The following is a 25511-nucleotide window of genomic DNA, read 5'->3' on the forward strand; positions in this document are numbered from 1 at the left end:
TCATAAAATACAGCCATGCATTTACTGCTGGAGACATATAAAAACGAGGGCTGAAAATAATCATGATCAGGCACAACCAGATGTAATTGCGCGGATATCATGATTCTGTCCAGATTTTTTTCTCATTTCCATAAAAAAAGGGGGTTCATATTGCAAAAATTCAAAAAAATACAAATCTCTACACTGTTCCTTCTTTAACTTTTCTTCTTTTTGCCCTCCATTCCATAAATCCCATCAGAAGATCCCATTCAATTGGTATAATGAACAGGGTCAGAAAAGTAGCAGTACAAAGACCGGTTACAAATGTTGAAGCCATGGCGCCCCACACCAGAGAATAGGAAGGAATCCCTACCGCCATGGGCAGCAGGCCGAGAGTGGTTGTCAAAGTAGTTAAAAGGATAGGGCGCAGCCGAATGCGCACCGCCTCACGCATGGCGGCTTTACGGTTTATGCCGGACTTATAAATTTTATTCATAAAATCAAGCAGTACAAGAGAGTCATTAACTACAACCCCGGTAACCCCTACAGTGGCGATAAAGCTGTTCACAGTGAAGATAGTCTGGGAAAAAAAAGTCCCCAATATGACTCCGGTAAGGGAAAATACCACTGCTGAAAGAATTATCACAGGCTGAACGTATGACTGAAACTGGGTGGCCAGAATCAAGTAAATAATCAGAATCGCGGTCATAAAGGCGTAAACCAATGAAGTATACGACTTACGTGTGGATTCATATTCGCCTGAAAAATTAACTGTCGCGCCCGGATAATCAGCCTGAACGGATTCATAAAAATCACTGACCTTCTTAACTGCTACCGGTGATGACAGGCGGGACCCGGGTTTAATATTGGCCGTAATTGTCACCGCCCGCTGGCCCATATACCGGTTGAACTGCCCCGGCTCCATATACATGGAGACGTTACAGATATCGCCAATACGCACCGGGCTTTCATTATGCTCAAGCACTGGTACGGAAAGGGCATCCTCCGGGCTGTTCAGATACTGCGGATCTATCTTCAAACGCAGGTCTACATCCTCATCTGAAAGCCTGAATTTACCGACAAAGCGGCCATCCAGCACCGATCCTGATAATCCGGCAACCTGTTTAGGTGTCAGGCCGTATTCAGCTATCCGTTCATTGATAGGATTAAACCTGAAAATACGGTTGGGCGTACCGTCGTCGGTAGCCAGATTCACCAGATTCGGACTCAGAGCATCATTTTCCTTGAGAAACTTTAATATTGCCGCAGCGAGTCCCTTAACGGAAGTATGGTCCGCGCCAAGAACTCTGATATTTATATCCTTACCTGACGGCGGGCCGTCCTTCTCCGGTCGAATACGGTAAGTCCAGCCCGGTTCCTTAAATTTATCCAGTTTCCTGCGCATATATTCAAGATGCGCCCCCGGATCATTCTCAGGCGCATCGGCAAAAACCTGCTTATCCTTAGTCGGCATTTCTACTACGATATTTCCGAGGTTGGAGCCGTAGACAACTTCATAATCTTCATTCAAATAGAATCCGGCAAAAGCAGAAGCTGATTTAGCTATGCCCGGTCCCATTTTTTCCACAAAAACAGAAATACGCTTGAGTTTATCCGAAGTAAGCTCAATAGGCGTGGCGACCGGACCTTCCAGCTCGATATAGTAAAGAGAGTAGTCATCAGGGTAAAATTTAATTTTGATAAGCGGAAGCTTCCCGGAAACCGAGACCCCGAGGATAATGATAGAAACGACAAATAATCCGAAAACCGCTGCCAATGAAACAAATCTGAACCGGATTGCAACGGAAAGAAGCTTATCTGTCCATCTGCGCAGTGGGATCATGAAGCCCCGTTCGCGGGTATGTTTCTCACTGTTTTTCATCAGCTTATCAGCACCGGGCCAATCCAGAAAATGCGGGGGCAGAATAAGAAGGCATTCGACCAGTGAAGCAACAAGGGCAAAAGTAACCGCCTTCGGAACCTGAGCAAAAAATTCTCCGGTGGAGCCGGTCATCAGCAGCATAGGCAGGAAAGCGGCTACTGTAGTAGCCGTTGCCGAAATAACAGGAAGGAAGACTTCTGATGTGCCATCCACAACCGCGTCCTTAAGTGGCTTGCCTTCCTGAATATGACGAAAAACATTTTCAACCACTACGATGGCATCATCCACAATAATTCCGCTGACCAGAACAAAAGAAAAAAGCGTAATCTGATTAAGCGAATTCCCGGTCAGTTTCATGATGATCATGGTCACCAGAAAAGCAAAAGGCACCCCTACAGTAGTAAGCGCGGCATTCCTGAAACCCATGAACAAATAGATAATCACAAAGACAAGAACGATACCTACCAGCAGATTCATGCCCAGAGTCTTAATCGCATCTTCAATATGCACCCGCTGATCGCTGGTCAGGACAACTTCAACACCCTCCTTTTCAAGTAAATCTTTATATGAATCAGTTACCTTAACGACATCTTCAGCGATGTTAACCGCATTACCATCCAAAGATTTAACAATCTTCAGTGTCACTGCATTACGGCCATTTACAGAGGTGATCACCTGCGGATCACGGTAGGAAACAAAGGCGCTGCTAAGCACATCTCCGACGGTAACAAATGATCCGTCACCGTCCATACGCACGATGGTATCGGCAATTTCTTCACGGGTACGGAATCTTTCATCCACAACAATCACAAACTCACCGTCCACTGATGAGAAATCACCTGCAGGGATCGATATGTTTGCATCATCCAGAGCACGAGCCACATCATCAAAAGTAAGTTTGAAACGTACCAGTTTGCGGGGATCAAGGTTTACGTGGAATTCGCGGGTATATTCCCCTTCCACCTCAACCTCGTTAACCCCCGGAATCTTCCTTAGGGGCACTTTCATCTCGTCAGCCATCATTGACAGAGCACGGTTGGCGCGGTCTCCCACAAGGCAGACCCTGATTACCGGAAGCCATTCACTTACATTTATTTCCGTAAAAACAGGCGGGTCCATTTCACGTGGTAAATCATTCTGGATTGAAAGAACCCGGAAACGAAGTTCATCGTACCCTTTGGCATAGTCGGTATCATCAAGAAATTTAACCATGATGCTGGACCGTTCGCGAAAGGACCTTGAACGGATATATTCAACATTTTCAAGATCATCCAGCGCATCTTCAATCTTTTTGGTCACCAATGCTTCCACATCGGACGGTGAAGCTCCCGGCAGAAACCCGGAGATTACAACCTTTCCCATATGAACGTTAGGATAACGCTCAACAGGAAGATCGACCATGCTGAATACTCCAACAATCATCAACAGGATGAAAATGATATTGATGAAAACCGTCTGTTTAAGGGTAAAATGTAATAATTTTTTCATTCTTTTAATGCCTCCGGAGGCCCTTAAATGACCAGAGAATACTTTTGGAAAATGTTCCTCTGGCCTCTACTACAGCTTTTAATCAAGCTTCGCTGCTGGTGAATATAAATCTGTTTAGGGCTTGGTAAGAAATTCTTCCCCGGCTTTAACAGCCCGTGAAGAGACGCGAACTTTTCCATCCGCAGTATCGCCAAGCACAAGTACTTTTACGCGCACTCCGTCTGGACGGACTAAAAAAGTATCGTCGTAGGCTTTGAGCAATGCTGACTTAGGAATAACAATTGCCCCGCCCGGATCAGGCATTTTAATTTCCAACTCAGCACGCAAACCTCCCCGAAATCCAAATTTGCCCTTTCTGATTTCCAAATCCACTTCCACCTTGCGTGTATCTGGATCAAAATCAGGGGAAATACGTTCAAGTTCGGCTGGAACTTCAAGGGATATATCCGGAAGATTAAGCTTTATATTCTTTGAGTTGCGGATCTTTTTAAGCTCGGGAATTGTCAGTGCATAAGGAACCAGAAGTGTTTTAAAATTGCCAAGTTCTGCGACCTTTTCACCTTTGTTGACCCATTCACCCGGCTCAATATAACGCTTAATGACACGCCAGCCACCCGGTCCGCGCAGGGTATAGCGCCGCAGATGCTCACGGTCTACGTTCAGCTTGAGCTGTGTAGAGCGCAGCAAAGCTTCCGCAGATTCAAAATTACGAATGTGAAGGTCCAGTTCAGATTGGGAGGCGGTATTCTGTTTAACCAGTTTGGTATACCGTTTGGCTTCCTTGTCATAATAAGTCAGATCTGAACGCAACCGTTTTAAATCAGCTTGCAACTGGGCAATTTCAAGCTTGATGAATGTGGGGTCCAGCTCGGCAAACTTTCCACTATCTACGATTGTATCGCCCACATCGGCATACACCTTTGTACAGACAGCAGATTCTTCACTGACCAGAGTCATGGTCACCCTTGGCCGGGTGAATCCTGTCAGCATGATAATTCTTGAAGCCTGCTCAGCTTTAAAAACAGCGGCGGAAGAAGCATGGGCATTCGCCGATAAAAAAATAAGACTGACTACATGCAACATAAGCAGAAGGATGAACTTCAGCACAATCGGTCTGCTTTGTATCTTCATTATTTACCCCTTATATAAATTTTCTTTTAAAACGGATAACAATGCCGCTTTAACGACAAAAGAAGCACCAGTCATCATGCATTGGTTTTTCATTTCATAACGATCTTATCTATAGACAAAATAAAAAAACGACCATGCATTTTTTATCAAATGCAGATGGCCGTTTTTTAACTAATTTTATCAGTCTGTTAATTATAGATATAAACTAATCTGCACTACTTTCCAGTATCTCAAGAATATCATCTAGTTTATCAAAGAAAACATCGATCAGTTGCGGGTCAAAATGAGTACCGCGACCTTCTTTCATAATTTCGAGCGATTTTTCTACACTGAAAGGTTCTTTGTAAGGACGTCTGCTGGTCAAGGCATCGAAAACATCGGCAATAGCGCAAATTCTACCGGGAAACGGTATCTTTTCTCCTGAGAGGCCACTGGGATATCCTGAGCCATTCCATTTTTCATGATGGCTCAAGGCTATTACAGCACCCATGTTGATATAGTCGGAGCTGCCCATGGAAAGTATTTTTCCGCCGATAATGGGGTGGCTTTTCATGATGTCCCATTCTTCCAAATCCAATTTACCGGGCTTAAGCAGAATACTATCCGGAATTCCTATTTTGCCGATATCATGCATGGGGCTGCTGGTATGAATCAACTGGACTGTTTTCTTATCCAGACCAATTTCCGCAGCAATAATTCTGCTGTATTCGGCCATTCTGATCAGATGGTCGGCTGTATCTTCATCCTTGTATTCAGCAGCGGCACAAAGATGGTGAATGGTCTCTACATGAGCTTCATCAAGCTTAGCCAGAGCTTCGCGCAACTCCGCAGTGCGGTTTTCCACCATCGCATGAAGGTCGGACTGAAAAGATTTGATTTCATCCTGCTGGCTTTTCTGCTTGAGCATGGATTCGGTGCGTATTCTAAGCTCCACAAGATCGATGGGCTTGGTGATAAAATCATTCGCGCCTACAGAAACAGCTTTAAGCCGGTCATCCTTCTGAGAAAGGGTTGTGACCATAATCACCGGGATATCTTGCGTTTCTTCATTTTCGCGAATTTTTGCGACAAACTCAAATCCATTCATCACCGGCATCATCACATCACTCAGGACCAGATCGAAAGTACGGTCCAGCTTCTCAAGAGCCACCACCGCGTTCTCTGAACTTACCACCTCGTACCCAAGCTTAGTAAGAATGCCTTCCAGCAGAACAATATTGTGCGGTTCATCATCAACAACCAGTATTTTTCGTCTGCGTTCCATTAATAACCATCCCGTTTATCAAATCGTTCCCGGGGAATCGTAATAATTATTCTTGTTTCATTAAGTTCATCGAAAGTACGCATTTCAATTTCATAATGCATTGCTTCAGTCATCAGCTTTGCCGAATATGTTCCCAAGCCGGTCCCGTTATCTTTCCCTTGAGTGACATATTTATGGAAAAACCTATCCCGGATCGGAAGCGGAACAACGCCTTTATTGCACACAGAGATGGTAATATCATCCCCCTGCTCAAATGCGATAATTATATCTTCACCAAAAGGAGATGCCTCAATTGCGTTGGTAAGCAGCCCTGACAGAAGAGAATAAATCAGCTTCTCCTCTCCCCATACCAGCAATTTTTCAGCATAATCGCTCTCTCCATCAACTAAGACCTTAACATCAACCTTACTGGCGGAAATTTGAGACCCACTGTTTGCAACAACCTGACGCGCCACACCGAGCGCATCAATCCGCAGGGGAAAATATTCGTATCTTCCGGTTTCCATCTTGAACATATCCAACGACATATCGATCATAGTGAGCATTTTCTTACCCGAATTTTCGATTGTCTTGAGTAGTTCCCTCTGGTTATCTGTAAGGTTGTCATCCATTTGCAGCAACCCCGGAAAACCTATGATTCCGTTCAGGGGAGTTTTTAAATCATGGCGCATTATCAAGTCTACATCAGATTTGAGCTGTTCAAGCTCCTTTTTGTCGCTGATTTCTTCTTTAACACCCACATAGCTGACAATTTCTCCAACGGAATTGTAGACAGGTGAAATTGATGCTGCCTCCCAATAAAAAGTTCCATCTTTCTTCTTATTTAGAATCTCGCCGCGCCATGTTTCGCCGGTGCTGATAGTCTCCCACATATCCTCGTAAAACTTGTCATCATGTTCTCCGGACTTGAGAATCCTGGAATTCTGACCTAGGACTTCTTCATTGGAATAACCGCTTTCTTTGCAAAAATAAGGGTTCACGTAATTAATATCACCCTTGGTGTCGGTAATAACAACAGAAACAGGTGCGTTTTCTATGGCCCGGCTTAGAATTTTAAGTTTTTCTTCATGGGCTTTCCTTTCGGTTATATCATAAACCACGCCTTCGTAGACATTCTCCTCCAGCCCGTAATCATAGGCCAGATAGACGTAAACAACCATAAACCGTTCCTGACCGTCCGGAGTGGTAAACTGAATTTCATATTCAGTTGATTCAACTTTACCGGCAATAACCGACGCAATTTTTTCCGTGGCAAGAGCCAATGAATCAGGACTGAAATTAAAAAGTTCCGTCCACTTACGTCCTATACCTTCCTCGGGAGATCCGAACCCAAGATAGGAAAAACCTTCACTTAAACGGATAAATTTACCATCAATTGTATGGGAAAAAAATACGAACTGGCGACTAAGCTTATTCGTCACATGTTCAAAACGATTTTTACTTTCACGAAGCTTGTGCTCTATTTGTTTACGCTCGGTAATATCATGTATCGTACCGTATGAGCTGAGCGGTTTACCGTCTTCGTCATATATGAATTTACCCTGCTTGGAAATATATCGCACCTCACCGTCAGGTCTTACAATACGGTGATCAAGAGCAAACAGCTCCCCTGTTTCCATAGCTTTTTTAAAGGTATCCTGAACATCGTTTCTATCCTGCGGGTGAACTAAAACATAAAATTTATCGAGTGTAGGTTTAAAAGTATCCTCCATGACCCCGAAAATACGGTAAACCTCTTCAGACCAGAATAAGCGGTTATTTGAAATATCCAGCGACCAGTTACCGAGATGCGCAATGGACTGAGCTTCGCTTAGTTTGGACCTGACCATTTCAATCTCGGATCTCTTAGTGATAACTTTGTATATTGAAAAAGAAATACTTATAACCAGAAGCAGCATTACCATGTGCAGTAATGGCGATTCAGGGGGAACAACATCCCATCCATTTTCTGGTATGGCTGCTATCTGCCATTTACCGGAGGAAAGTACTACCTCCATGATCACAGCCTCTTTATCCGGATCAAATAAATCTTCATTACCGTAGATGACAGAACTTTCAGCATCCTGACCGTCAAATCCACGCACGGAAATCTCTAAATCGGAAACTTCATTCAGTCCGGCATGTTCAAGCATGAGGTTAGCATCGAAAGTGGCGGAAACCATACCCCAGAAATATTCACTGGAGCGGATAAATACAGGAGCCTCTCCTACAAGTCCCGTTCCCCCTTCAGCAAGATCAACAGGTCCTGTTAAAATCATTTTTCCCGTACTGGAAATGTTTTTAATATCTTGCCACCGGCTCTCGCTTAATCTGTAATCCTGACCGATCAAGCCATTATAACCCACGGTAGGATAGACATATTTGACAACATAATCCGGAGCGGCGCTGACAATCCTGATCAAATCAGATTTGAACATCATCCCTTGGGAATACTGATCAAAATCCATTTTACTCAGATTGGGCTGATACGATATATAGTCAGCAAGACCCTGAACTAGAAGAAGGTTGCCGTTCAGCTCCTTTTCGATACGCGCACGTAAGGCAGATGTCTCATGATACACATTTAAAAGGAGATCATTCCTATGTCTTTGATAAAGCTGATACTGAACAAAAATATCCAGCAGCACAAAGATAGAAACCGTAACTAGGATGTATTTAATTATACTGTATTTTGTACTACGCATGATTGAACATCAAAAAAAATCGCTTTATTTATCACATTTACCGGAAAGAGGGCAACTTCGCAGAACTAAAAAACCTAAAATACCGGAAACAATTGAAGCTGCGAGAATACTGAATTTAGCATCAATTATGAATTGGGAAGAAGCATCCCAGGCAAGCGTGGTAATAAAAATAGACATGGTAAAGCCTATGCCTGCCAAAAGAGACGCCCCAAAAAAATGACCTGGAACAAGTGTCTTAGGCATTTCTGCAAGACCTGTTTTCACAACAATCCAACTAGCAGTGCAGATGCCTACAACTTTTCCTACAATCAAGCCGAAAAAAATGCCGAGGCTTACCGGATGAAAAATATCAAGCCCTCCGCCTTCAGCGTTAAAATTTATCCCCGCATTGGCAAAGGCAAAAATGGGCATAATACCAAAGGCAACATAGTAATGCAGATTATGTTCAATCCTTTTCAGTGGAGGACTGGCCATAAGTACATCCCGGCTCATATTACCAAGTGCTGAAATCATCTGCTTATTTGAAAGGGTTATCCTGTTGTTATCCCCTCCCATTTCATATTCCATGAGATGGTTACGCATGGGCACCAGAAAATCTGTACAGCAGATCCTTGTCGAAGCAGGAATGGTCATAGCCGCCAACACTCCCGCTACAGTGGCATGTACACCGCTTTTCAGGAATGCCAGCCACATCAGGCAACCGAAAAAAAGATATGGCAGGGGATGCCGCACGCCGAGCCTGTTCAAAATGATCATACAAATGAAAAAAAGGATTCCCAGACCTATTATCCAGAGAGAGACGCCTGAAGAATAAAACACTGCAATAACCAGAATCGCACCGATATCGTCGACAATGGCCACGGCAGTTAGGAAGACTTTAAGACTGAGCGGCACCCTATCCCCGAGCATGGAAAGTATACCAAGCGAAAAGGCAATATCCGTGGCCATGGGTATTCCCCAGCCGTCTACAGAGCTAGTTCCAATATTGAAAAAGTAATAAACCAAGGCAGGTACGACCATTCCGCCAACGGCCGCAAAAATAGGTAAAGAAGCCTGTCTGAAAGAATTCAGTTCTCCAACAAGAATTTCGCTTTTGATTTCAAGACCGACCAGGAAAAAGAAAATAGCCATCAACCCGTCATTAATCCAGAGAATGACCGGTTTGGAAAGAATAAACTCGCCTGCTCCAACGGTTAAGGGAACGTTTTTAAACGATTCATAGAGATTTCCCAAGGGAGAATTAGCCCAGACCAAGGCAAGAATAGTCGCTATGATCAGAACAAGACCGCCCGATGATTCAATTCTTACAAACTCATAAAAAGGCTGTAGCATTTTATCTATTCGGGGCTGATTTTCTTTAGTTGGTGCTTCCGGCTTACTCATAGAAAATTCCTGCTTCGTTTTGTAACTGATAATTATTTAGTTAAATGTAAAAGAAACACTACACTTATACCTTTTTTCCACAGGTAAAGCATAACAGGATTATATAGCTATGGAAAAGCAATAAAAAACGTTATTAATCAAGGATATTATTTTCTTCGGAACCGGGCTGCAGCATTTTCGAAACCCGGTTCCGAAATATAAATACACAACTACTGGTTTGAATGCGCCTCTTTGATTCTAGTGGCAATATAATCTTTAGGGCCGGCATCATCAGCATCAAAGCAATTTGCATCCTGACCGAGAAGCCCCTCAGGAACGAAGTCAGCCAGTTCATCGGGGTCGGTGATGCAGTCACCGTAGAAACATACCGAGAGCCAGCGGTTTTCCGGATCATCATCAATTACGTCCACCATAACAAAAAGAGGCCATTTATCCTGACCTTTCTTAACACCGCGCATAGAGTAGGTAACACCGGGGCGGGCATGGAATTCAATCTCAGTATTATCAAGGGATTCCAGAATCTGCTTGAATTCAACAAAAACATCTTTCACGCCGGCAGGGTCCACAGTCCAATCGGAAATAAATTTTTCCAGTTCCATCTTGAATAAACTCCTTGGTTGAATTTTACCAATTTCCTGTACAGACATACAGATCAGCCCTGAAAGACATAACAAATTTATTATCAGGACATATTTCTGTAACTTTTTTGCGATATTCATACTCCCATGCATAAATATGGGCAATGATCAATTGACATAGCTCTTCAAATCAATGTAAGTGAACTGTATTCCTCAAGGTAATCATAAAATTTTGGATACAGTTTAATGAAATCAGCACAAGATATATTTACTGAATATCTGACCAGACAAAGACTTAAAATGACTCCCCAGCGCAGAACTATCCTTGATGTATTCCTTGCTGAGGAAGGCCATATTTCATCAGAAGAACTGTATAATCTTGTCCGTGACGAAGACTCTTCCATCGGACAAGCTACTGTTTACCGCACCCTTAAGCTCCTCGCTGATTCCGGTATTGCCAAATCAGTAGATTTTAATGACGGCGTAATCCGCTATGAGCATAAATATGGACATGAACATCATGACCATCTTGTATGCGAGCATTGCGGAAAAACAATCGAAGCCGTAGATAATAAAATCGAACATCTACAGGAAGAACTTGCGGGAAAATACGGTTTCAAACTTACCCATCATGAAATGTATCTTTTCGGCGTCTGCAAGGAGTGCCAGGAAAAAGGCGATAAATAACGCAAAATTTCCTCACACAAACTTAGAAACGCCGCCTGAAATCAGACGGCGTTTTTTTGTGGCACAGGTAATTTAAATCATTGTAATTGGCGGGATATCTTTATCCCCTTATCCATAAAACCGAACAAGGCTGCCAGGCCCCGCTAAACAGAGGATTGTATGATCAAGCCAGACTTTAACAAGATGGGTGGAATGATACCAGCCATCGCTCAGGATGCCGAAACAGGTGAAATCCTGATGATGGCCTACATGAATGAAGAAGCATGGAATAAAACGCTTGAAACAGGCGACGCCCATTATTGGAGCAGAAGCCGCAACACCCTGTGGCATAAAGGCGGAACTTCAGGCCATGTGCAGAAAATTAAATCCATAAAAATAGATTGTGACGATGATACTCTTGTACTGCTCATCGATCAGATAGGCGGAGCGGCCTGCCACAAAGGCTACAGAAGCTGTTTCTACCGTGAACTCAAGGACGGCGAAGTAATTGAATGCTCGCCCATGGTTTTTGACCCCAAGGAGGTATACAAATAATGTCCAAGCAACTGAAAATCGGTTTGCCCAAAGGTTCCCTGCAGGATGCTACAATCAAACTCTTCGCCAAGTCCGGATGGAAAATAAATCTGCACCACAGAAACTATTTTCCTGATGTAAATGATGACGAGCTGAACATTTCCATGTGCCGGGTTCAGGAAATTTCCCGTTACATCGAGGATGGAATTCTCGACTGCGGTCTGGCCGGAAGGGACTGGGTTCTTGAAAATAAATCCGATGTTATCGAAATTTCCAGCCTTGTATATTCTAAGGTAAGTAACCGTCCCGCACGCTGGATTCTTGCAGTTGCCGGAGATTCTAAATTCCACAAACCGGAAGATCTAGCCGGTAAAAAAATCGCCACAGAACTGCTGGGCGCTACCAAAGAATATTTTGAATCAAAAAACATCCCTGTTGATGTTTTTTATTCATGGGGTGCCACCGAAGCAAAGGTTGTTGAAGGACTTTGCGATGCCATAGTTGAAGTTACCGAAACCGGAACTACAATCAAAGCACACGGCCTTCGCGTAATCGACGAGGTTATGTCCACTAATACCGTTTTCATCGTCAACAAAGAGGCATGGAACGATCCGTGGAAACGCAAAAAAATAGAAAACATCAATCTCCTGCTTCAGGGTGCGCTGCGGGCTGAAAAAATGGTCGGCCTGAAAATGAACATGCCCAAAGCATCACTTGAAAAAGCCATGGACGTGATGCCCAGCCTGAACTCCCCCACCGTATCAGCCCTTTCAGATCCCGAATGGGTATCTGTTGAAATCATGGTTGAAGAAGTGATCGTACGCGAACTCATTCCCGAACTCATCGATATGGGCGCGGAAGGTATTATCGAATACCCGCTTAATAAAGTTATTTAAGTCCCCGCATCATACCCCGGCAGGAAACAGTTCTATATATGTTTCCTGCCGGTTTTTTAAAATTATCTTTTCTACCCGTATTTATTCGAAAAAATTAATACGCCTCATCAGATTTCTTGACCGCCTGTCATTTCTTTGCATTTTTACATAAGAAGATTTAATAAGCCTTACCCAGCCGACATAATTTAAAGGTTCGGGGTGACTTAACCCCTTTCAGAGGAAATACACAGCAGAATTAAGGTTAATCAAAAGGGTTTAAGCCGCCGGAGAAAACATGTTTAAACTTCTTATCTTCATAGCAATTTTAATACTGATATTCGGGTACCGTAAAAAACAAAAAGCCAAAGGCGGTATTAATATCAATACCATTCTCATGGCCGCCCTTGTGGTCCTTTTTATTATTTCCCTACTTACAAGATTTCAAAATTAATCTACCTGTAAATCACGTTTATCGATCACTAACTATTTATGATATAATTGTATTACAAAGAGTTAATGGTTGCTTATTTACGTGATGATTAATTTTATATTTACATTGAAATTCAATCCGTACTGATAGTATTCTAGCAGCCTTCGGCAATTGTTACTCCACTCAACGATTGCCGAATCAGGTTATTAAATGACCTCTGTTGTTGAGAACGGTTGCCGTATGAAAATGGCAGCCGTTCTTTTTTTAAGCCTATTGACCTAGTAGACGATTAAGGTTATCGATAACTAAATTATTTGCTAAATACGAATTATATTGAATTATTTTTTAGACGATTAGAGAAAAATAAACCATTCCCAGCTTTACTGCCGGAATATGAAATACATACAGGATTCAAATAATGACTACCGAAACATTCACCCATAGAGAGCTTTCCAATATTACCGGAGTATCGGTCACGACTATTAAAAGCTACCGCAAAAAATTTCCCGAATTCTTTTTTATAGTAGGCCACGGCAAGCCGCTGCGCTTTAGAAAAGGTGCTGACAAGCTCTGCCTGCGCATAAGGGATCTTTTTAATAAAAATCTATCGGTAAGGCAGATTAGAGATAAACTTTTAACAGAATTTGAATCAGTTAAAGAAAATAGTCAGTTATCGGTAAAGAAAGATATATCCCAAGTAAATAATGAAGATTTTGAAAAACTGGCTAAGACTACAGCCCAGATGATGAATGGAATGGCAGCACTTGTAACTGCGCAGGCCAAATCGGAACAACGGCTGGTGCGGATGGAAAAATCTCTGAAAGAATTCATTGCTGCACAATCTGAAAAAACTTCAGAAACAGCTGAGATTTTGAAGGAAATTAAGGAGATCATATCTGCTTCAGGAGGCCTGCAGCAACCGGAAAGAATCACAGCTAAAAAAGTTGTCACAATCAAAAAATATGATGGAGATTCTGAATCATACTCACTTGATGCTGATAGTTCTGCCATTGAACCGGAATCTGATTTCCTTGAACTGCCGGTAGTTATCCATTCGGATACCGGAGATTTTCTTGGTATGCCCGGTAAACCAGGCCATCCATTCACTCTGGAGGAGCTGGTCAATCTGGTAAGCATTCGCAAGGAAGATAACTCCGCTAAAGTATGGCACAGGCAGGGCCGGGACTGGGTGTTGGCTGTGAAAGCTCCTGAGGGACCGCTTTATGAATTGCATTTCAGCCGGACCCATACACCTAAAGGAAATATTGTTTCTTTTTTCAAGCGCCTTGATATTAACTCCGAATCACAAAGCCCTGCTGAAATCCTATCCTTTTTCAGGGAAATGCGAGATTTGATCGATACCATTGAGACAACGTAAAAAATTATACGGATTCAGTTTGCATAAATAATGCTTATTCAGGTATTATCTTTTTGATATTCAATCATTCACCAATTTGTAAACTAACTATAGCAAATTACTTTTCTTTTTGACTATGGATAATGACTATTAAAATTATAAAATAAAACTTAACTGTCCTGCAACAGGAGGTTCCTTCCTGAAAGGCGGTTATAACTTCTTATTACAAGGAGGAAACAACTGTGTCTGCGCCAATTTTTAACTGCAAAAATGCTGATGATGTTCTGAAAGCTGTTCGGGATTACAACATCAGCTTCGTACAATTCTGGTTTGTTGATATTCTGGGAACCCTTAAAAGCTTCCAGATTACCCCAAAAGAACTTGAGACTTCCTTTGAAGAAGGCATGGGGTTTGATGGCTCTTCAATTCTCGGTTTCACGCGCATTGAAGAATCAGACATGATTGCTATTCCCGACCCCACAACATTTCAACTCTGCTCATGGCGTCCCACTGAACGGCCGGTAGCCCGTATGTTCTGCGATATCCAGAACCCCGACGGAACACCGTATGAAGGCGACAGCCGCTGGGTGCTCAAAAAAACTCTCGATAAAGCAGCCGAGCGTGGCTACACTTATTATGTAGGTCCAGAGCTTGAATTCTTTCTATTTCAAGACGAAAAAGGCACCAAGATCATCGACCGCGGCGGTTATTTTGACGCACCTCCGCTGGATCTCGGTAACGATGTTCGTCGTGACATCATTTTTTCACTGGAACAGATGGGTTACGATGTGGAATACAGCCACCATGAAGTAGCTCCCAGCCAGCACGAAATTGATCTGCGCTATGCTGAAGGAATGCGCATGGCGGATACTGCCATGACTTATCGGGTTATAGTTAAGGAAGTTGCCCGCAAACACGGTATTTACGCGACCTTTATGCCTAAACCTATTTTTGGTGAAAATGGGTCCGGCATGCACGTGCATCAGTCCCTGTTTAAAAATGGACGCAACGTTTTCTTCGATGCTAACGATGAATATCATCTCAGCGCGGAGGGCAAAAGCTACATAGCAGGTATTCTCAAACATTCACCGGAAATGACCTGTGTAACCAACCAGTGGGTCAATTCATACAAACGTCTGGTTCCCGGATACGAGGCACCGGTGTATGTATCATGGGCTCGCAAAAACCGCTCCACTCTGGTCAGGGTACCGATGTATAAACCCGGCAAGGAAAACGCCACCAGAATGGAACTGCGTTGTCCTGATCCGGCCGCTAACCCTTATCTCTGCTTTGCGGTGATGCTGCAGGCAGGACTCAAAGGAATTGACGAGGGTTACAAACTCCCGGATCCCATTGAAGAAAACATCTTCGCCATGGACGCTCCCACATTATCCGAGCACGGCATAACCGCCTTGCCCGGCAACCTTTACGAAGCTGCTGTGGCCATGAAGAACAGCGAAGTAATAAAGGAATGCCTCGGGGAACACATTCATAGCAATCTTTACCGCAATAAGATCAAAGAATGGGATAAATACCGCACTCAGGTAACTGAGTATGAAATATCAACCTATCTCCCCGTACTTTAATTAAAATATGTAAGCCCGGTTCTTGTCTGAATCGGGCTTACTTATAAAAACAAGCCGAAATACTATGCCTGAATTATCCGTTCTGACAGAAAGATATAAACTTGAGTCACTCGGGTTACTGCCGGATTTCTGCCTGCAGGAAATATTTAATCGACAAGTAAGCAATGCCGCTACAGCAAAAATTGCAATTCTTCTATCTGAAGATAATCGCAATAAATTATTAGATAATTTTAATAATGTACGCAAACTGAAAATCAGAAAGATTATCGATAACTTTGAGAACAACCAGTTACAAATTCCGTTCTCAAGATTTGAAAAAATCTGTGAAGATTTAATGGACAGAGTTCAGGAACTAAAAGAAAACGGTAAAATTCAGGTACCGCAGATAAATCTTGATGAATCAATTTTAAACAGCTCGAATGAACTGTCAGATTTTTCTGACAACCTGCCCCGCTTCAATTTTTATCACAACGACCAGCACGATCTAATCTCCTGGTGGAACTTAGCAGCAAAGAACATAAAAGCTCTTTTCGGTAAGCGGGCACAGACTGAAGACATCATCCTTGAAAGATTGGATGATGAATTCAGTGTTGAAATTTTCACTCATTCAATCGATGCACTTAGAAAAAATGAATTTAGGGACAAAGTTGAGGAAGTAAGGGCTGCTGCTTTTAAAGAATATGAACTGCGCTTAAATCTTATTGAATATTTTCTGCTGGACCTGATTGATAAACAGAGCAACCGCTTTTTTGCATCCAGACTCGCAGCCCTTTTCCCGGAACCTGAATCAATGCGTTCCAGGCTTCTACAGGACGGTCCCCTGCTCCTTATTCCGGCTGTGAAAGATGAACTCACAGCCGAAGACATCGCCATGTCTCTTTTTAAGCTTAAACTGATCTATGACGACTTAGGAGTTACAGGAATCGAAAAGCTTACAAATAAATCCAATATAAATTATTTCACAAAGGGGTTATCGATAAGCTTATCTAAAATGCCTCAAGATTATGCTGAACATATCATCGCAGAACGCAAAAAAGCAGAGCTGCATGATTTCGCTATCAAGCAGAAAATGGTCATCGATGCCGCCACATGCATTCGGGATAATGTCAGCATCTATCTTATGCTTGAGTTGATGAGCAGCTATACTGTTTATGATTTTGAAGAATAGATAACGGAAGGTTATCAGAAGTTCATCAATTCCTTATTTCTGCTGCAAATAATTAAGCTTATATCTTACGACGTTCGGATTTGGGTAGGTATCGACAATCTTTTGCAGCAACTCCGCAGCACGCTTGTACTCATGGCGATGTTCATAAATATCCGCGAGTGTAAAGCATGCTTCCGCATGTATTTCTTCCGGAACATTTTCCATTCCCAATAATTCATTCAGTTCCGATTCTGCCCTGTCCCAAGCCTGAATTAATGTCAGGGTTGTAGCCATTTCAAACATTGCCCGGGCTTTTGTCTTCTGATTATCTGTAGTTTCCACTATGTCACTATACGTATAAATAGCGAGGTCATAGTTTCTAAGATTACGGAATGTATCGGCCAGCAGAGATCTTGTGGAATCAAGTTGTTCTTGAGGCTGGTCGGGAAATTCAAGACTTTTTTCAAGAGCTTCGGCAGCAGTTCTATACTGTCCGGTACGGATATACATTTCAGCAAGCTGACGCTTCAGCTTAGCTCCCTGCTTGGGGTTATGACCGAATTCAAGATACATGGCTTCAAGAATTGCGATCCCCTGTTCGCTGTCATGGCGCACTTCAGCTGCAATTTTAATAAGGCAATTCCAAGCTTCAAGACGTTCCTTTCCCTGAGGATTATCTTGTAAATATCTTTCAAAACCTTTTTCAGAATCAGCATAAAAACCGCTTATAAAATCAGCTCTTGCCTTATCTAACACTTCCGAAGATTTATCAGCTGGTTTATCGCACCCCTGCGCCATAAGCAGCAGGGATGCGATAATTATAACAAAGAATCTTTTCATTATTCGGATTCGTCGCCTTCAGTTTCGGAAATTAATTCATCATTAGTATCCTGAACAAGATCAAAACCGACAACATGGTCATTTTCATCCATGCGTACAAGGCGAACTCCCTGAGTAGCGCGACCAACAAGGGAAACATCTTTCACACCCATGCGGATGATTTTGTTTCCGGAGGTCAACAGCACAACTTCATCTTCAGGAGAAACCATGATGGAACCGAGAACCTTACCGGTCTTTGTGGTCACCCTCATACTGATGATGCCTTTACCGCCACGGGTCTGTAAACGATGCTGCTCGATGTCGGTGCGCTTACCATATCCGCCTTCGGAGATAGTCAGCAGCTGGCAACGTTCTGCATCGCCGGTTACAACACCGGAAACAACCTTATCACCGGGGCGAAGGGCTATGCCTTTAACACCGCTGGCCACCCGGCCCATAGCGCGGGCATCCTGACAGCTGAAGCGGATGGAGGTACCGTTTTTAGTAACCAGTACAGCTTCGGAATCAGCAGTGATTTCCTTAACTGTGATCAGTTCATCACCTTCTTTAAGGGCAACGGCGCGAATACCGGACTGGCGGCAGTTGCGGTAAAGAGCGATGGAAGAACGCTTGATCATTCCATTCTTGGTTACGAACAGGAAGAAACTTTCCTCTTCAAACTCACGCATGGTCAAAGCAGTAGCGATGGTTTCATCCTTTTCAAGGGGCAGCAGGTTGGCGATATGAGCGCCTCTTGCGATGCGGCTTGCTTCAGGTACCTGATGAACTTTGATTTTGAACATCTTACCCTTGGAAGTAAACAGCAGCAGATATTGATGGTTCGAGGTGGTCAGGAAGGTGTGGATAAAATCACCATCCTTGGTCTGAACACCTGCAATACCTTTACCGCCACGCTTCTGCTTATGGTAGTTGGAAAGCGGAGTACGCTTGATGTAACCCCTTCTGGAAAGAGTAATGACAGCGTCGTCATCGGGGATCAGATCTTCGATGTCGATATCATCGGGGTTGTGATCCATGAGCACGGTCTTACGCTCTGTCGCGTAGTTTTCTTTAATCTCGACCAGCTCATCGCGGATAACACCTTTAAGCACTTCCTCATTAGCGAGAATGGACTTGAAGTATTCGATCTTCTTGAGAATCTCTGCGTATTCTTCAAGCAGTTTTTCATGCTCGAGGTTGGTAAGTCTCTGCAATCGCATATCGAGAATGGCCTGAGCCTGAACCTTGGAAAGTTCAAATCTTTCCATAAGTCCGATACGTGCATCATCACCGTTTTTGGAAGCGCGGATAATTTTGACAACTTCATCAATGTTATCAAGGGCGATGCGCAGACCTTCGAGAATGTGGGCGCGTTTTTCGCACTTATCGAGATCGAAACGGGTGCGGCGGATAATGACTTCACGGCGATGTTCAAGAAATGCGGACAGAACCTGTTTCAGGTTCATAAGCATCGGCCTGTTACCGGAAACAGCCATCATGTTGATGCCGAAACTTGTTTCAAGCTGGGTGAATTTATAGAGTGAGTTGATGATGATATCAGCTATTGCGCCCTTTTTGAGGTCGACTACAACGCGGATACCTTTACGGTCGGATTCATCACGCAGGTCGGATACACCTTCAATCTTACCTTCACCTACCAGCTGGGCGATCTTCTCGACCATACTGGATTTATTCAAAGCGTAAGGAATCTCGGTGATGACGATGGACTGACGGCCGTTTTTCTTTTCCTCAACATTCACGACACCGCGAATTTTGATGGAACCGCGTCCGGTCAAGTAAGCTTCACGAAGTCCCTTGCCGCCGAAACAAAGTGCTCCGGTAGGGAAATCAGGACCCTTGATATGGTCCATGAGGTCTTCGATTTCACACTCGGGGGTATCGAGCAGATGCATGGTACCGTTGATCAGCTCTCCGAGGTTGTGAGGCGGAATATTAGTAGCCATACCGACCGCGATACCTGAAGTTCCGTTCAGCAGCAGGTTAGGTACCTTGGTTGGTAGAACAGAAGGTTCCTGCAGTGAGTTATCGTAGTTGTCGCGGAAATCGACAGTCTTTTTTTCAAGGTCAGCCAGAAATTCTGAACTGAGCTTGGACATCCTTGCTTCGGTGTAACGCATAGCCGCAGCGGCGTCGCCGTCAATAGAACCGAAGTTACCCTGACCATCCACCAGAGGATCGCGCATGGAAAATTCCTGCGCCATACGGACCAAAGCGTCGTAAACGGCGGAATCACCATGCGGGTGATATTTACCGATTACATCACCGACAACACGAGCCGATTTTTTATACGCCCTGTTGTAGCTGTTTCCCAGCTCGTGCATGGCGTAGAGAATACGCCTGTGTACAGGCTTCAGGCCGTCCCTTACATCAGGGATGGCGCGGCCTATGATAACGCTCAAGGAGTACTCGAGGTACGATTTCTTAAGCTCTTCTTCAATTGTGATTTGAGGCATTGTTTCTCCGAATTAAATATCAAGCTCTTGAACTGCGAGAGCGTTCTTCTCAATAAAATCCCTACGCGGCTCTACATTATCACCCATGAGATCTTCAAAGATTTCATTGGCGGCAGTAGCGTCCTCGATTGTTACCTGCAACATGGTTCGCTTATCCGGGTCCATGGTGGTTTCCCAGAGCTGCTCGGGGTTCATTTCACCCAGACCTTTGTAGCGCTGCAGGTTGATACCTTTGTAGGATTCTTCCATGACTCCATCGAGCAATCTGAAAATACCGCTGACTTCGACTTCATTCTCACCGCGTGCGATGCGGAAATCAGTACCTTCACAATCGTTAACAATTTTACGGTTGCGGTCATAAGTATTTCTGAAAAGCTTGGAGTTGAAAAATTCAACAGCCAGTCTGGTGCGGTGTCCATTTTCATTTTCAAAAATAACAAAAACGCGGTCTTCACCTTCGGTTTCAGTCACTTCGCGCTCGATGTTGACCTTGTAACCGTAACCTTCCATCTTGGAGACGAAAGATTGAGGATCGTTATCCGCGAACATTTCCGGAGTCATCTTTTCATCCAGACTGATCAGATTCGCAAACAGGGAATCTGCAATACCCATATTGGCTGCCTCGCCGATTTTACCCTTGATAAACCGGATATCATCGAGAAGCTCAATCAAAGATTCCTGAGAATATTCCTGACCGCATTGTGTTTTGATAGTCACATCTTTGGCCACCCGCGAGATAAGCAGGGTGTAAAGTTCGGAATCATCCTTGATGAATTTTTCGTACTTACCTTTGGCGATGCGATAAAGAGGCGGCTGGGCGATATAAAGGTGCCCGCGCTCGATGAGTTCTTCATACTGACGGAAAAAGAAAGTCAGCAGAAGTGTTCTGATGTGCGAACCGTCAACGTCAGCATCAGTCATGATAACGACCTTGTGGTAACGCAGCTTATCAAAATCCTTCTCACCTTCCTCCTGACCGATGCCGATACCCATGGCGGTGATAAGTGCCCGGATTTCTTTATTACCGAGCATCTTGTCAAAACGTGTTTTTTCAACGTTCAGGATCTTACCGCGCAAAGGCAGAATAGCCTGATGCTTTGGGTTACGGCCCTGTTTAGCAGAACCTCCCGCGGAGTCACCCTCAACGATGAATAATTCACTTTCGCTGGGATCTTTGGACTGGCAGTCAGCCAGTTTACCGGGCAGTGAATGGTCGGAAAGAGCGCCTTTTCTGCGTACAAGATCACGGGCCTTGCGTGCTGCATCCCTTGCGCGGGCAGCGTCAACAACCTTTTCAACAATTGATTTGGCGTCCTTGGGATTTTCCTGAAAATAGGAAGAAAGCTTGTCGTAAACCATACCGGAGACAATACCGACCATTTCGGAGTTACCGAGTTTGGTTTTGGTCTGCCCTTCAAACTGAGGATCAGGAAGCTTTACACTGATAACAGCTGCCAGTCCTTCACGAACATCATCACCGGAAAGCTTGATTTTCAGCTTTTTGGGCAGATCAGAGTTCTGGATGTAGGTATTGATGGCACGGGTCAGCGCCCCTTTGAAACCTGCCAGATGTGTTCCGCCTTCGACAGTACGGATGTTATTGGCGAAAGTATGGGTATTTTCCTTAAAGGACGTGTTGTACTGTATTGCCAGCTCGGTGATTACATTGTCGGTTTCTGTCTCGGCATAAATAATCTCACTTACAGCAGTCTGACCTTTATTCAAATCTTCGACAAAAGAGACAATACCGCCGTCTGCTTTGAAGCTGGCGCTTTCATTGGTTCTTTCATCAACAAACTCGATTTCAAGACCTTTATTCAGGTAGGCAAGTTCGCGAAAACGTTTTTTGAGGGTATTGAAATCAAACTGGTTGGTTTCAAAAATTTCCTCATCAGGGCGGAAGCGGACGGTTGTTCCGGTGGTCACGGCATCGCCAATGCACTCCAGAGGACCCGTAGGAACCCCTCTCTCGTAACTTTGACGGTAAATCTTACCCCCGCGTCGAACTGTAGCTTCAAGATGCTCAGAGAGGGCATTTACGCACGAAACACCTACACCGTGAAGACCGCCGGAAACTTTATAAGCATCGTTATCAAATTTACCGCCGGCATGAAGCACGGTCATAACGATTTCCAGAGCCGGTTTTTTCTTCTTGGGATGCATATCAACAGGAATACCGCGTCCGTTATCGGATACGGTTACACTGTTGTCCATGTGCAGGGTCACTTTGAATTTAGAGCAGTATCCGCCCATGGCTTCATCGATGGAGTTGTCGACCACTTCGTAAACAAGGTGATGCAAACCCCTGCTATCGGTGGAGCCGATATACATGGCAGGTCTTTTTCTAACCGCGGCAAGTCCCTCAAGGACCGTAATTGATTCCGCGCTGTAATCTTGATTGGGAGCCATTAAACGTCTTCCTCGCTATAGTAAGTCTCTTCCTGAACCTTCATAGGCATGACAATGACCAGATATTCGTTGTCATCATCTCCGGTAACACCGCATGGAGCCTCGGCGCCGGTCAGGGTAAAATTGATATTACCGGACTGGAAATGTCCAAGAATCTCGATAAGGTTCTTGGTGGGGAAAGCTATACGTTCCATTTCACCGGAAAATTCAATTTCCATTGATTCGGTGGCTGTACCCACTTCCTGTCCCTGTGAAAAAAGCACCAGTTCGCCGGGGTTGAACAAGAATGATGCGCAACGGTTTGAATCGGTATTGAAAATGGAAATACGGTCAAGAGCCATGGAAAGCTCTGATTTTTCCACCTTCATGCGCGAAACATCATCGTCATTGAGCTTGGACAGAAAGTTCTTGTAATTTGGATACTGGTAATAGCTGAGAGGCAGACTGAAGGTTTCTTTTCCATCGGCAGTCTTGAAGAAAAGCCTTTTTTCACTCAGGCTGAGTTCAATCTCATCTTCAGTGAGCCACTTTTTAAGTTCAGCCAGATATTTTTTCTGAATGAGGATCCCATCTTCAGGAAGAATGGAATGGATGTCATCATTGATGAATTTAAAACGTGCGAACTGATGTCCGTTCAGGCCGCATACTTCTACAAATTTTCCACTTTCATCAGTAGCCGGGACAATATTCATGCAGGCAATGGCTTCCATGCTGTCTTCATCACTGATGCAGAAAGCGATTCTTTCGATCATCTCCAGCAGGAAGTCACCAGACCAGAATACTGCTCCTTCAGCAGGGAAATCGGAGAATTTCTGAAACCAGGTAGGATCATTCACCGGGAGTTTGTATTTTCTTGAACCCTGCTCCACAAGAATTGAAGAACCGTCAGAATCATTCTTGATTGTCAGTTCACCTGAAGGAAGCTTGCGGACCAGATCATAGAAGGCGCGTCCCTGAACTCCGGCCAGTCCTTCCTCCACAATTTCTGCGGGGTATGTTCCGCAGAATTCCAAATTGGAATCAGTGGACATGATGCATAGGTTGCCACCCTCACTTTTCAGCCAGATAGTGCGAAGATATGCGGCACCGGTCTTGGCGGGAATGATGCTGGCAGACTTCTGCAATCCTTCGATCACTTCATCCCTATTCACCTTTAAATACATATATATTCTCCTTGTTTATTTAATAAGGTCGGTTCGTATGTTTCTTTGTGCTTTAAGTGGCTAAAATAAAACAGTTTTCTTTGTGCAATTTATGTTTGATTTGAGTGACAAACCTACACACATTTTGAAATAGTTCAGTTTGATACACGCAAAAGACATTTATTCTTCAAGTCTATTAACAGGCTTTTCAAAACTTTATCATCCTTTTGTAATCCTTGTATTTTTTTTACTGAATAAAGAACAGTAGAGTGGTCTTTGCCACCAAAAATACGTCCGAGGGCCGGATAGGATATACCTAAAAGTTCCCTGCAAAGATACATGGCCACCTGCCGTGCATGGGCAGTCATTTTGTGTCTTTTGCTCCCGGTCAGGTCGGAAGGTTTAAGCTTGAAATGGGAAGCCACAGTTTCAATCACGTATTCTGGCGTGAGTGTGTCGTCTACCTTTTCCTCCGTGTTACTGAGGATGTGTTCAAAATCACGGTCATCCATATTCTTCCGTACAAGTTCACGGAATGCGGAAAGCTTGATTATGATACCTTGAAGATATCTAAAATCTTGAAATCTTTGAGAAAGAGTAAGGATCTGATCTTTACTCAGGGGAAGTTTTTTAAGCCTGCACTGCTTCTGGATATATTTGGCCCTGATCTCAAGGTCCGGTCTTTTCAGGGTCACTATGAGTCCCCATTCGAGCCTTGACTTAAGATTCTTGTTCAAAAAATCGTAGGAAGCGAGTTTGTCCGTGCAGCTGAAAACCATCTGTTTTCCATGTTCATAGAAATTGTTGAAAATGGAGATCAGTTCCTGCTGCAGGTGATCATATTTTTTGATCTGTTTGAGATCGTCGAGAAAAAAGTATTCAAAATCGAAAAAGTGATTTCTCGCGCGCATAACGTCTCCGCCGAAGCGAACCGTGTATATGTTCTGCACTTCATCAATATTACCGAGAAATATTTTATCCCGATCAATCTTTTTGGAGATCTCATTGGCAATGGCTTTTAAGAGGTGTGATTTTCCGGACCCGCTTTTTCCGCAAATAACAAACGGGTTGAAAGAAACGTTTTCCACACTTGTTACTTCTTTGGCTGAAGCTAAGGGGAAGTAGTTCTTTTTGCTGATAAGAAAATTTTCAAAGGTGAAATTATGACCGAAAGGAAAATCAATCTTTTTTACACTGACCGGCTGGTCTGAAATCTGAGTATGGCTTGAACCGTTGCTGGAATAGGATACGGAGAAACCGCTGCCCAGAAACTGTCCCAGCTGTTCTTCAAAGCGGTCCTGAATGCTTGATCTGAACCATTGTCCGAAAAAGGCGTGCGGAAAAGTAACAACCACCTCTCCTGTTTCATCGGAGATGTTTATATTTATGGGGTCGAACCAGCGTGTCAGCTCGGAATCTGAGCATGAATTTAGGAGATGATTTCTAAGTGCTTCTTTCACGTGAATAATATAATTTCTATCTGTGTTTCAAGTTGTTAAAATAATTATGAAAAAATTCATATTTATTTTAAGTTTTCCAAGCACCCGCGACCACGGGTTCTTATACATTATAATATAGCTTAAGCCAAGGCATATTCGCCCTCAAAACGTTTTTATAATGCTAAATAATCTTTACCCTCCTAAAAAAATAAAATTGCAATCAGAGGCTATTTAAGCCACAATC

At 43.7% G+C, this 25511-nt stretch carries 18 protein-coding genes; 7 read left to right on the top strand and 11 right to left on the bottom strand.

What is annotated here, in order from left to right; all coding sequences use genetic code 11:
- Positions 1 to 178 precede the first annotated feature (178 nt).
- The 6 genes from ACKU35_RS03815 to ACKU35_RS03840 form a co-directional block, all read right to left on the bottom strand.
- A complete protein-coding gene (locus ACKU35_RS03815) occupies positions 179 to 3349 on the bottom strand; it encodes an efflux RND transporter permease subunit (RefSeq protein ID WP_319763302.1) in 3171 nt (1056 codons plus the stop codon).
- Positions 3350 to 3463: 114 nt separating this feature from the next.
- On the bottom strand, positions 3464 to 4480 hold the full coding sequence (locus tag ACKU35_RS03820) for an efflux RND transporter periplasmic adaptor subunit (RefSeq protein WP_319763303.1): 1017 nt from the start codon (positions 4478 to 4480) through the stop codon (positions 3464 to 3466).
- A gap of 205 nt (positions 4481 to 4685) precedes the next feature.
- Positions 4686 to 5744: an HD domain-containing phosphohydrolase gene (locus tag ACKU35_RS03825; RefSeq protein WP_319763305.1), complete on the bottom strand. Its 1059-nt coding sequence runs from the start codon at positions 5742 to 5744 to the stop codon at positions 4686 to 4688.
- Positions 5744 to 8428: a PAS domain S-box protein gene (locus ACKU35_RS03830; protein WP_319763306.1), complete on the bottom strand. Its 2685-nt coding sequence runs from the start codon at positions 8426 to 8428 to the stop codon at positions 5744 to 5746. Before ACKU35_RS03830 ends, ACKU35_RS03825 begins: the two co-directional genes overlap by 1 nt.
- A 24-nt stretch (positions 8429 to 8452) precedes the next feature.
- Entirely contained in the window at positions 8453 to 9811 is a 1359-nt protein-coding gene (nhaA, locus tag ACKU35_RS03835; protein ID WP_319763309.1) for a Na+/H+ antiporter NhaA, read from the bottom strand.
- A gap of 209 nt (positions 9812 to 10020) precedes the next feature.
- Positions 10021 to 10410: a hypothetical protein gene (locus ACKU35_RS03840; RefSeq protein ID WP_319763311.1), complete on the bottom strand. Its 390-nt coding sequence runs from the start codon at positions 10408 to 10410 to the stop codon at positions 10021 to 10023.
- Between the two features lie 225 nt (positions 10411 to 10635).
- Here ACKU35_RS03840 and ACKU35_RS03845 point away from each other — a divergent pair, with 225 nt between their 5' ends.
- The 7 genes from ACKU35_RS03845 (at position 10636) to ACKU35_RS03875 (ending at position 17005) form a co-directional block, all read left to right on the top strand.
- Positions 10636 to 11076, top strand: a complete 441-nt coding sequence (locus tag ACKU35_RS03845) for a Fur family transcriptional regulator (RefSeq protein ID WP_319763312.1) — start codon at positions 10636 to 10638, stop codon at positions 11074 to 11076.
- Between the two features lie 159 nt (positions 11077 to 11235).
- Positions 11236 to 11610: a phosphoribosyl-AMP cyclohydrolase gene (gene hisI, locus ACKU35_RS03850; protein ID WP_319763314.1), complete on the top strand. Its 375-nt coding sequence runs from the start codon at positions 11236 to 11238 to the stop codon at positions 11608 to 11610.
- Complete coding sequence (hisG, locus tag ACKU35_RS03855; protein ID WP_319763316.1) at positions 11610 to 12485, top strand: ATP phosphoribosyltransferase; 876 nt, start codon at positions 11610 to 11612, stop codon at positions 12483 to 12485. Before hisI ends, hisG begins: the two co-directional genes overlap by 1 nt.
- A 274-nt stretch (positions 12486 to 12759) precedes the next feature.
- Complete coding sequence (locus tag ACKU35_RS03860; RefSeq protein WP_319763318.1) at positions 12760 to 12915, top strand: hypothetical protein; 156 nt, start codon at positions 12760 to 12762, stop codon at positions 12913 to 12915.
- Between the two features lie 397 nt (positions 12916 to 13312).
- Entirely contained in the window at positions 13313 to 14272 is a 960-nt protein-coding gene (locus tag ACKU35_RS03865) for a hypothetical protein (RefSeq protein WP_319763320.1), read from the top strand.
- A 221-nt stretch (positions 14273 to 14493) separates the two neighbouring features.
- Entirely contained in the window at positions 14494 to 15837 is a 1344-nt protein-coding gene (locus ACKU35_RS03870; RefSeq protein ID WP_319763322.1) for a glutamine synthetase family protein, read from the top strand.
- 64 nt (positions 15838 to 15901) lie between these two features.
- A complete protein-coding gene (locus ACKU35_RS03875) occupies positions 15902 to 17005 on the top strand; it encodes a hypothetical protein (protein ID WP_319763324.1) in 1104 nt (367 codons plus the stop codon).
- Between the two features lie 33 nt (positions 17006 to 17038).
- Here the strand turns inward: ACKU35_RS03875 and ACKU35_RS03880 are convergent, their stop codons facing one another.
- The 5 genes from ACKU35_RS03880 to ACKU35_RS03900 form a co-directional block, all read right to left on the bottom strand.
- Positions 17039 to 17824, bottom strand: coding sequence for a tetratricopeptide repeat protein (locus ACKU35_RS03880; RefSeq protein ID WP_319763326.1), 786 nt, complete (start codon positions 17822 to 17824; stop codon positions 17039 to 17041).
- Positions 17824 to 20277, bottom strand: a complete 2454-nt coding sequence (gene gyrA / locus ACKU35_RS03885) for a DNA gyrase subunit A (RefSeq protein ID WP_319763328.1) — start codon at positions 20275 to 20277, stop codon at positions 17824 to 17826. The genes ACKU35_RS03880 and gyrA overlap by 1 nt, the downstream gene beginning before the upstream one ends.
- Positions 20278 to 20289: 12 nt before the next feature.
- On the bottom strand, positions 20290 to 22686 hold the full coding sequence (gyrB, locus tag ACKU35_RS03890; RefSeq protein WP_319763330.1) for a DNA topoisomerase (ATP-hydrolyzing) subunit B: 2397 nt from the start codon (positions 22684 to 22686) through the stop codon (positions 20290 to 20292).
- Complete coding sequence (dnaN, locus tag ACKU35_RS03895; protein ID WP_319763332.1) at positions 22686 to 23849, bottom strand: DNA polymerase III subunit beta; 1164 nt, start codon at positions 23847 to 23849, stop codon at positions 22686 to 22688. Before dnaN ends, gyrB begins: the two co-directional genes overlap by 1 nt.
- A 134-nt stretch (positions 23850 to 23983) precedes the next feature.
- Positions 23984 to 25183 (bottom strand): DnaA ATPase domain-containing protein, encoded by a 1200-nt coding sequence (locus ACKU35_RS03900; protein ID WP_319763335.1) that lies wholly within the window; start codon positions 25181 to 25183, stop codon positions 23984 to 23986.
- Positions 25184 to 25511 lie beyond the last annotated feature (328 nt).

It is taken from the genome of Maridesulfovibrio sp. (assembly GCF_963676065.1).
In the GTDB taxonomy this organism is placed as follows: Bacteria; Desulfobacterota; Desulfovibrionia; order Desulfovibrionales; family Desulfovibrionaceae; genus Maridesulfovibrio.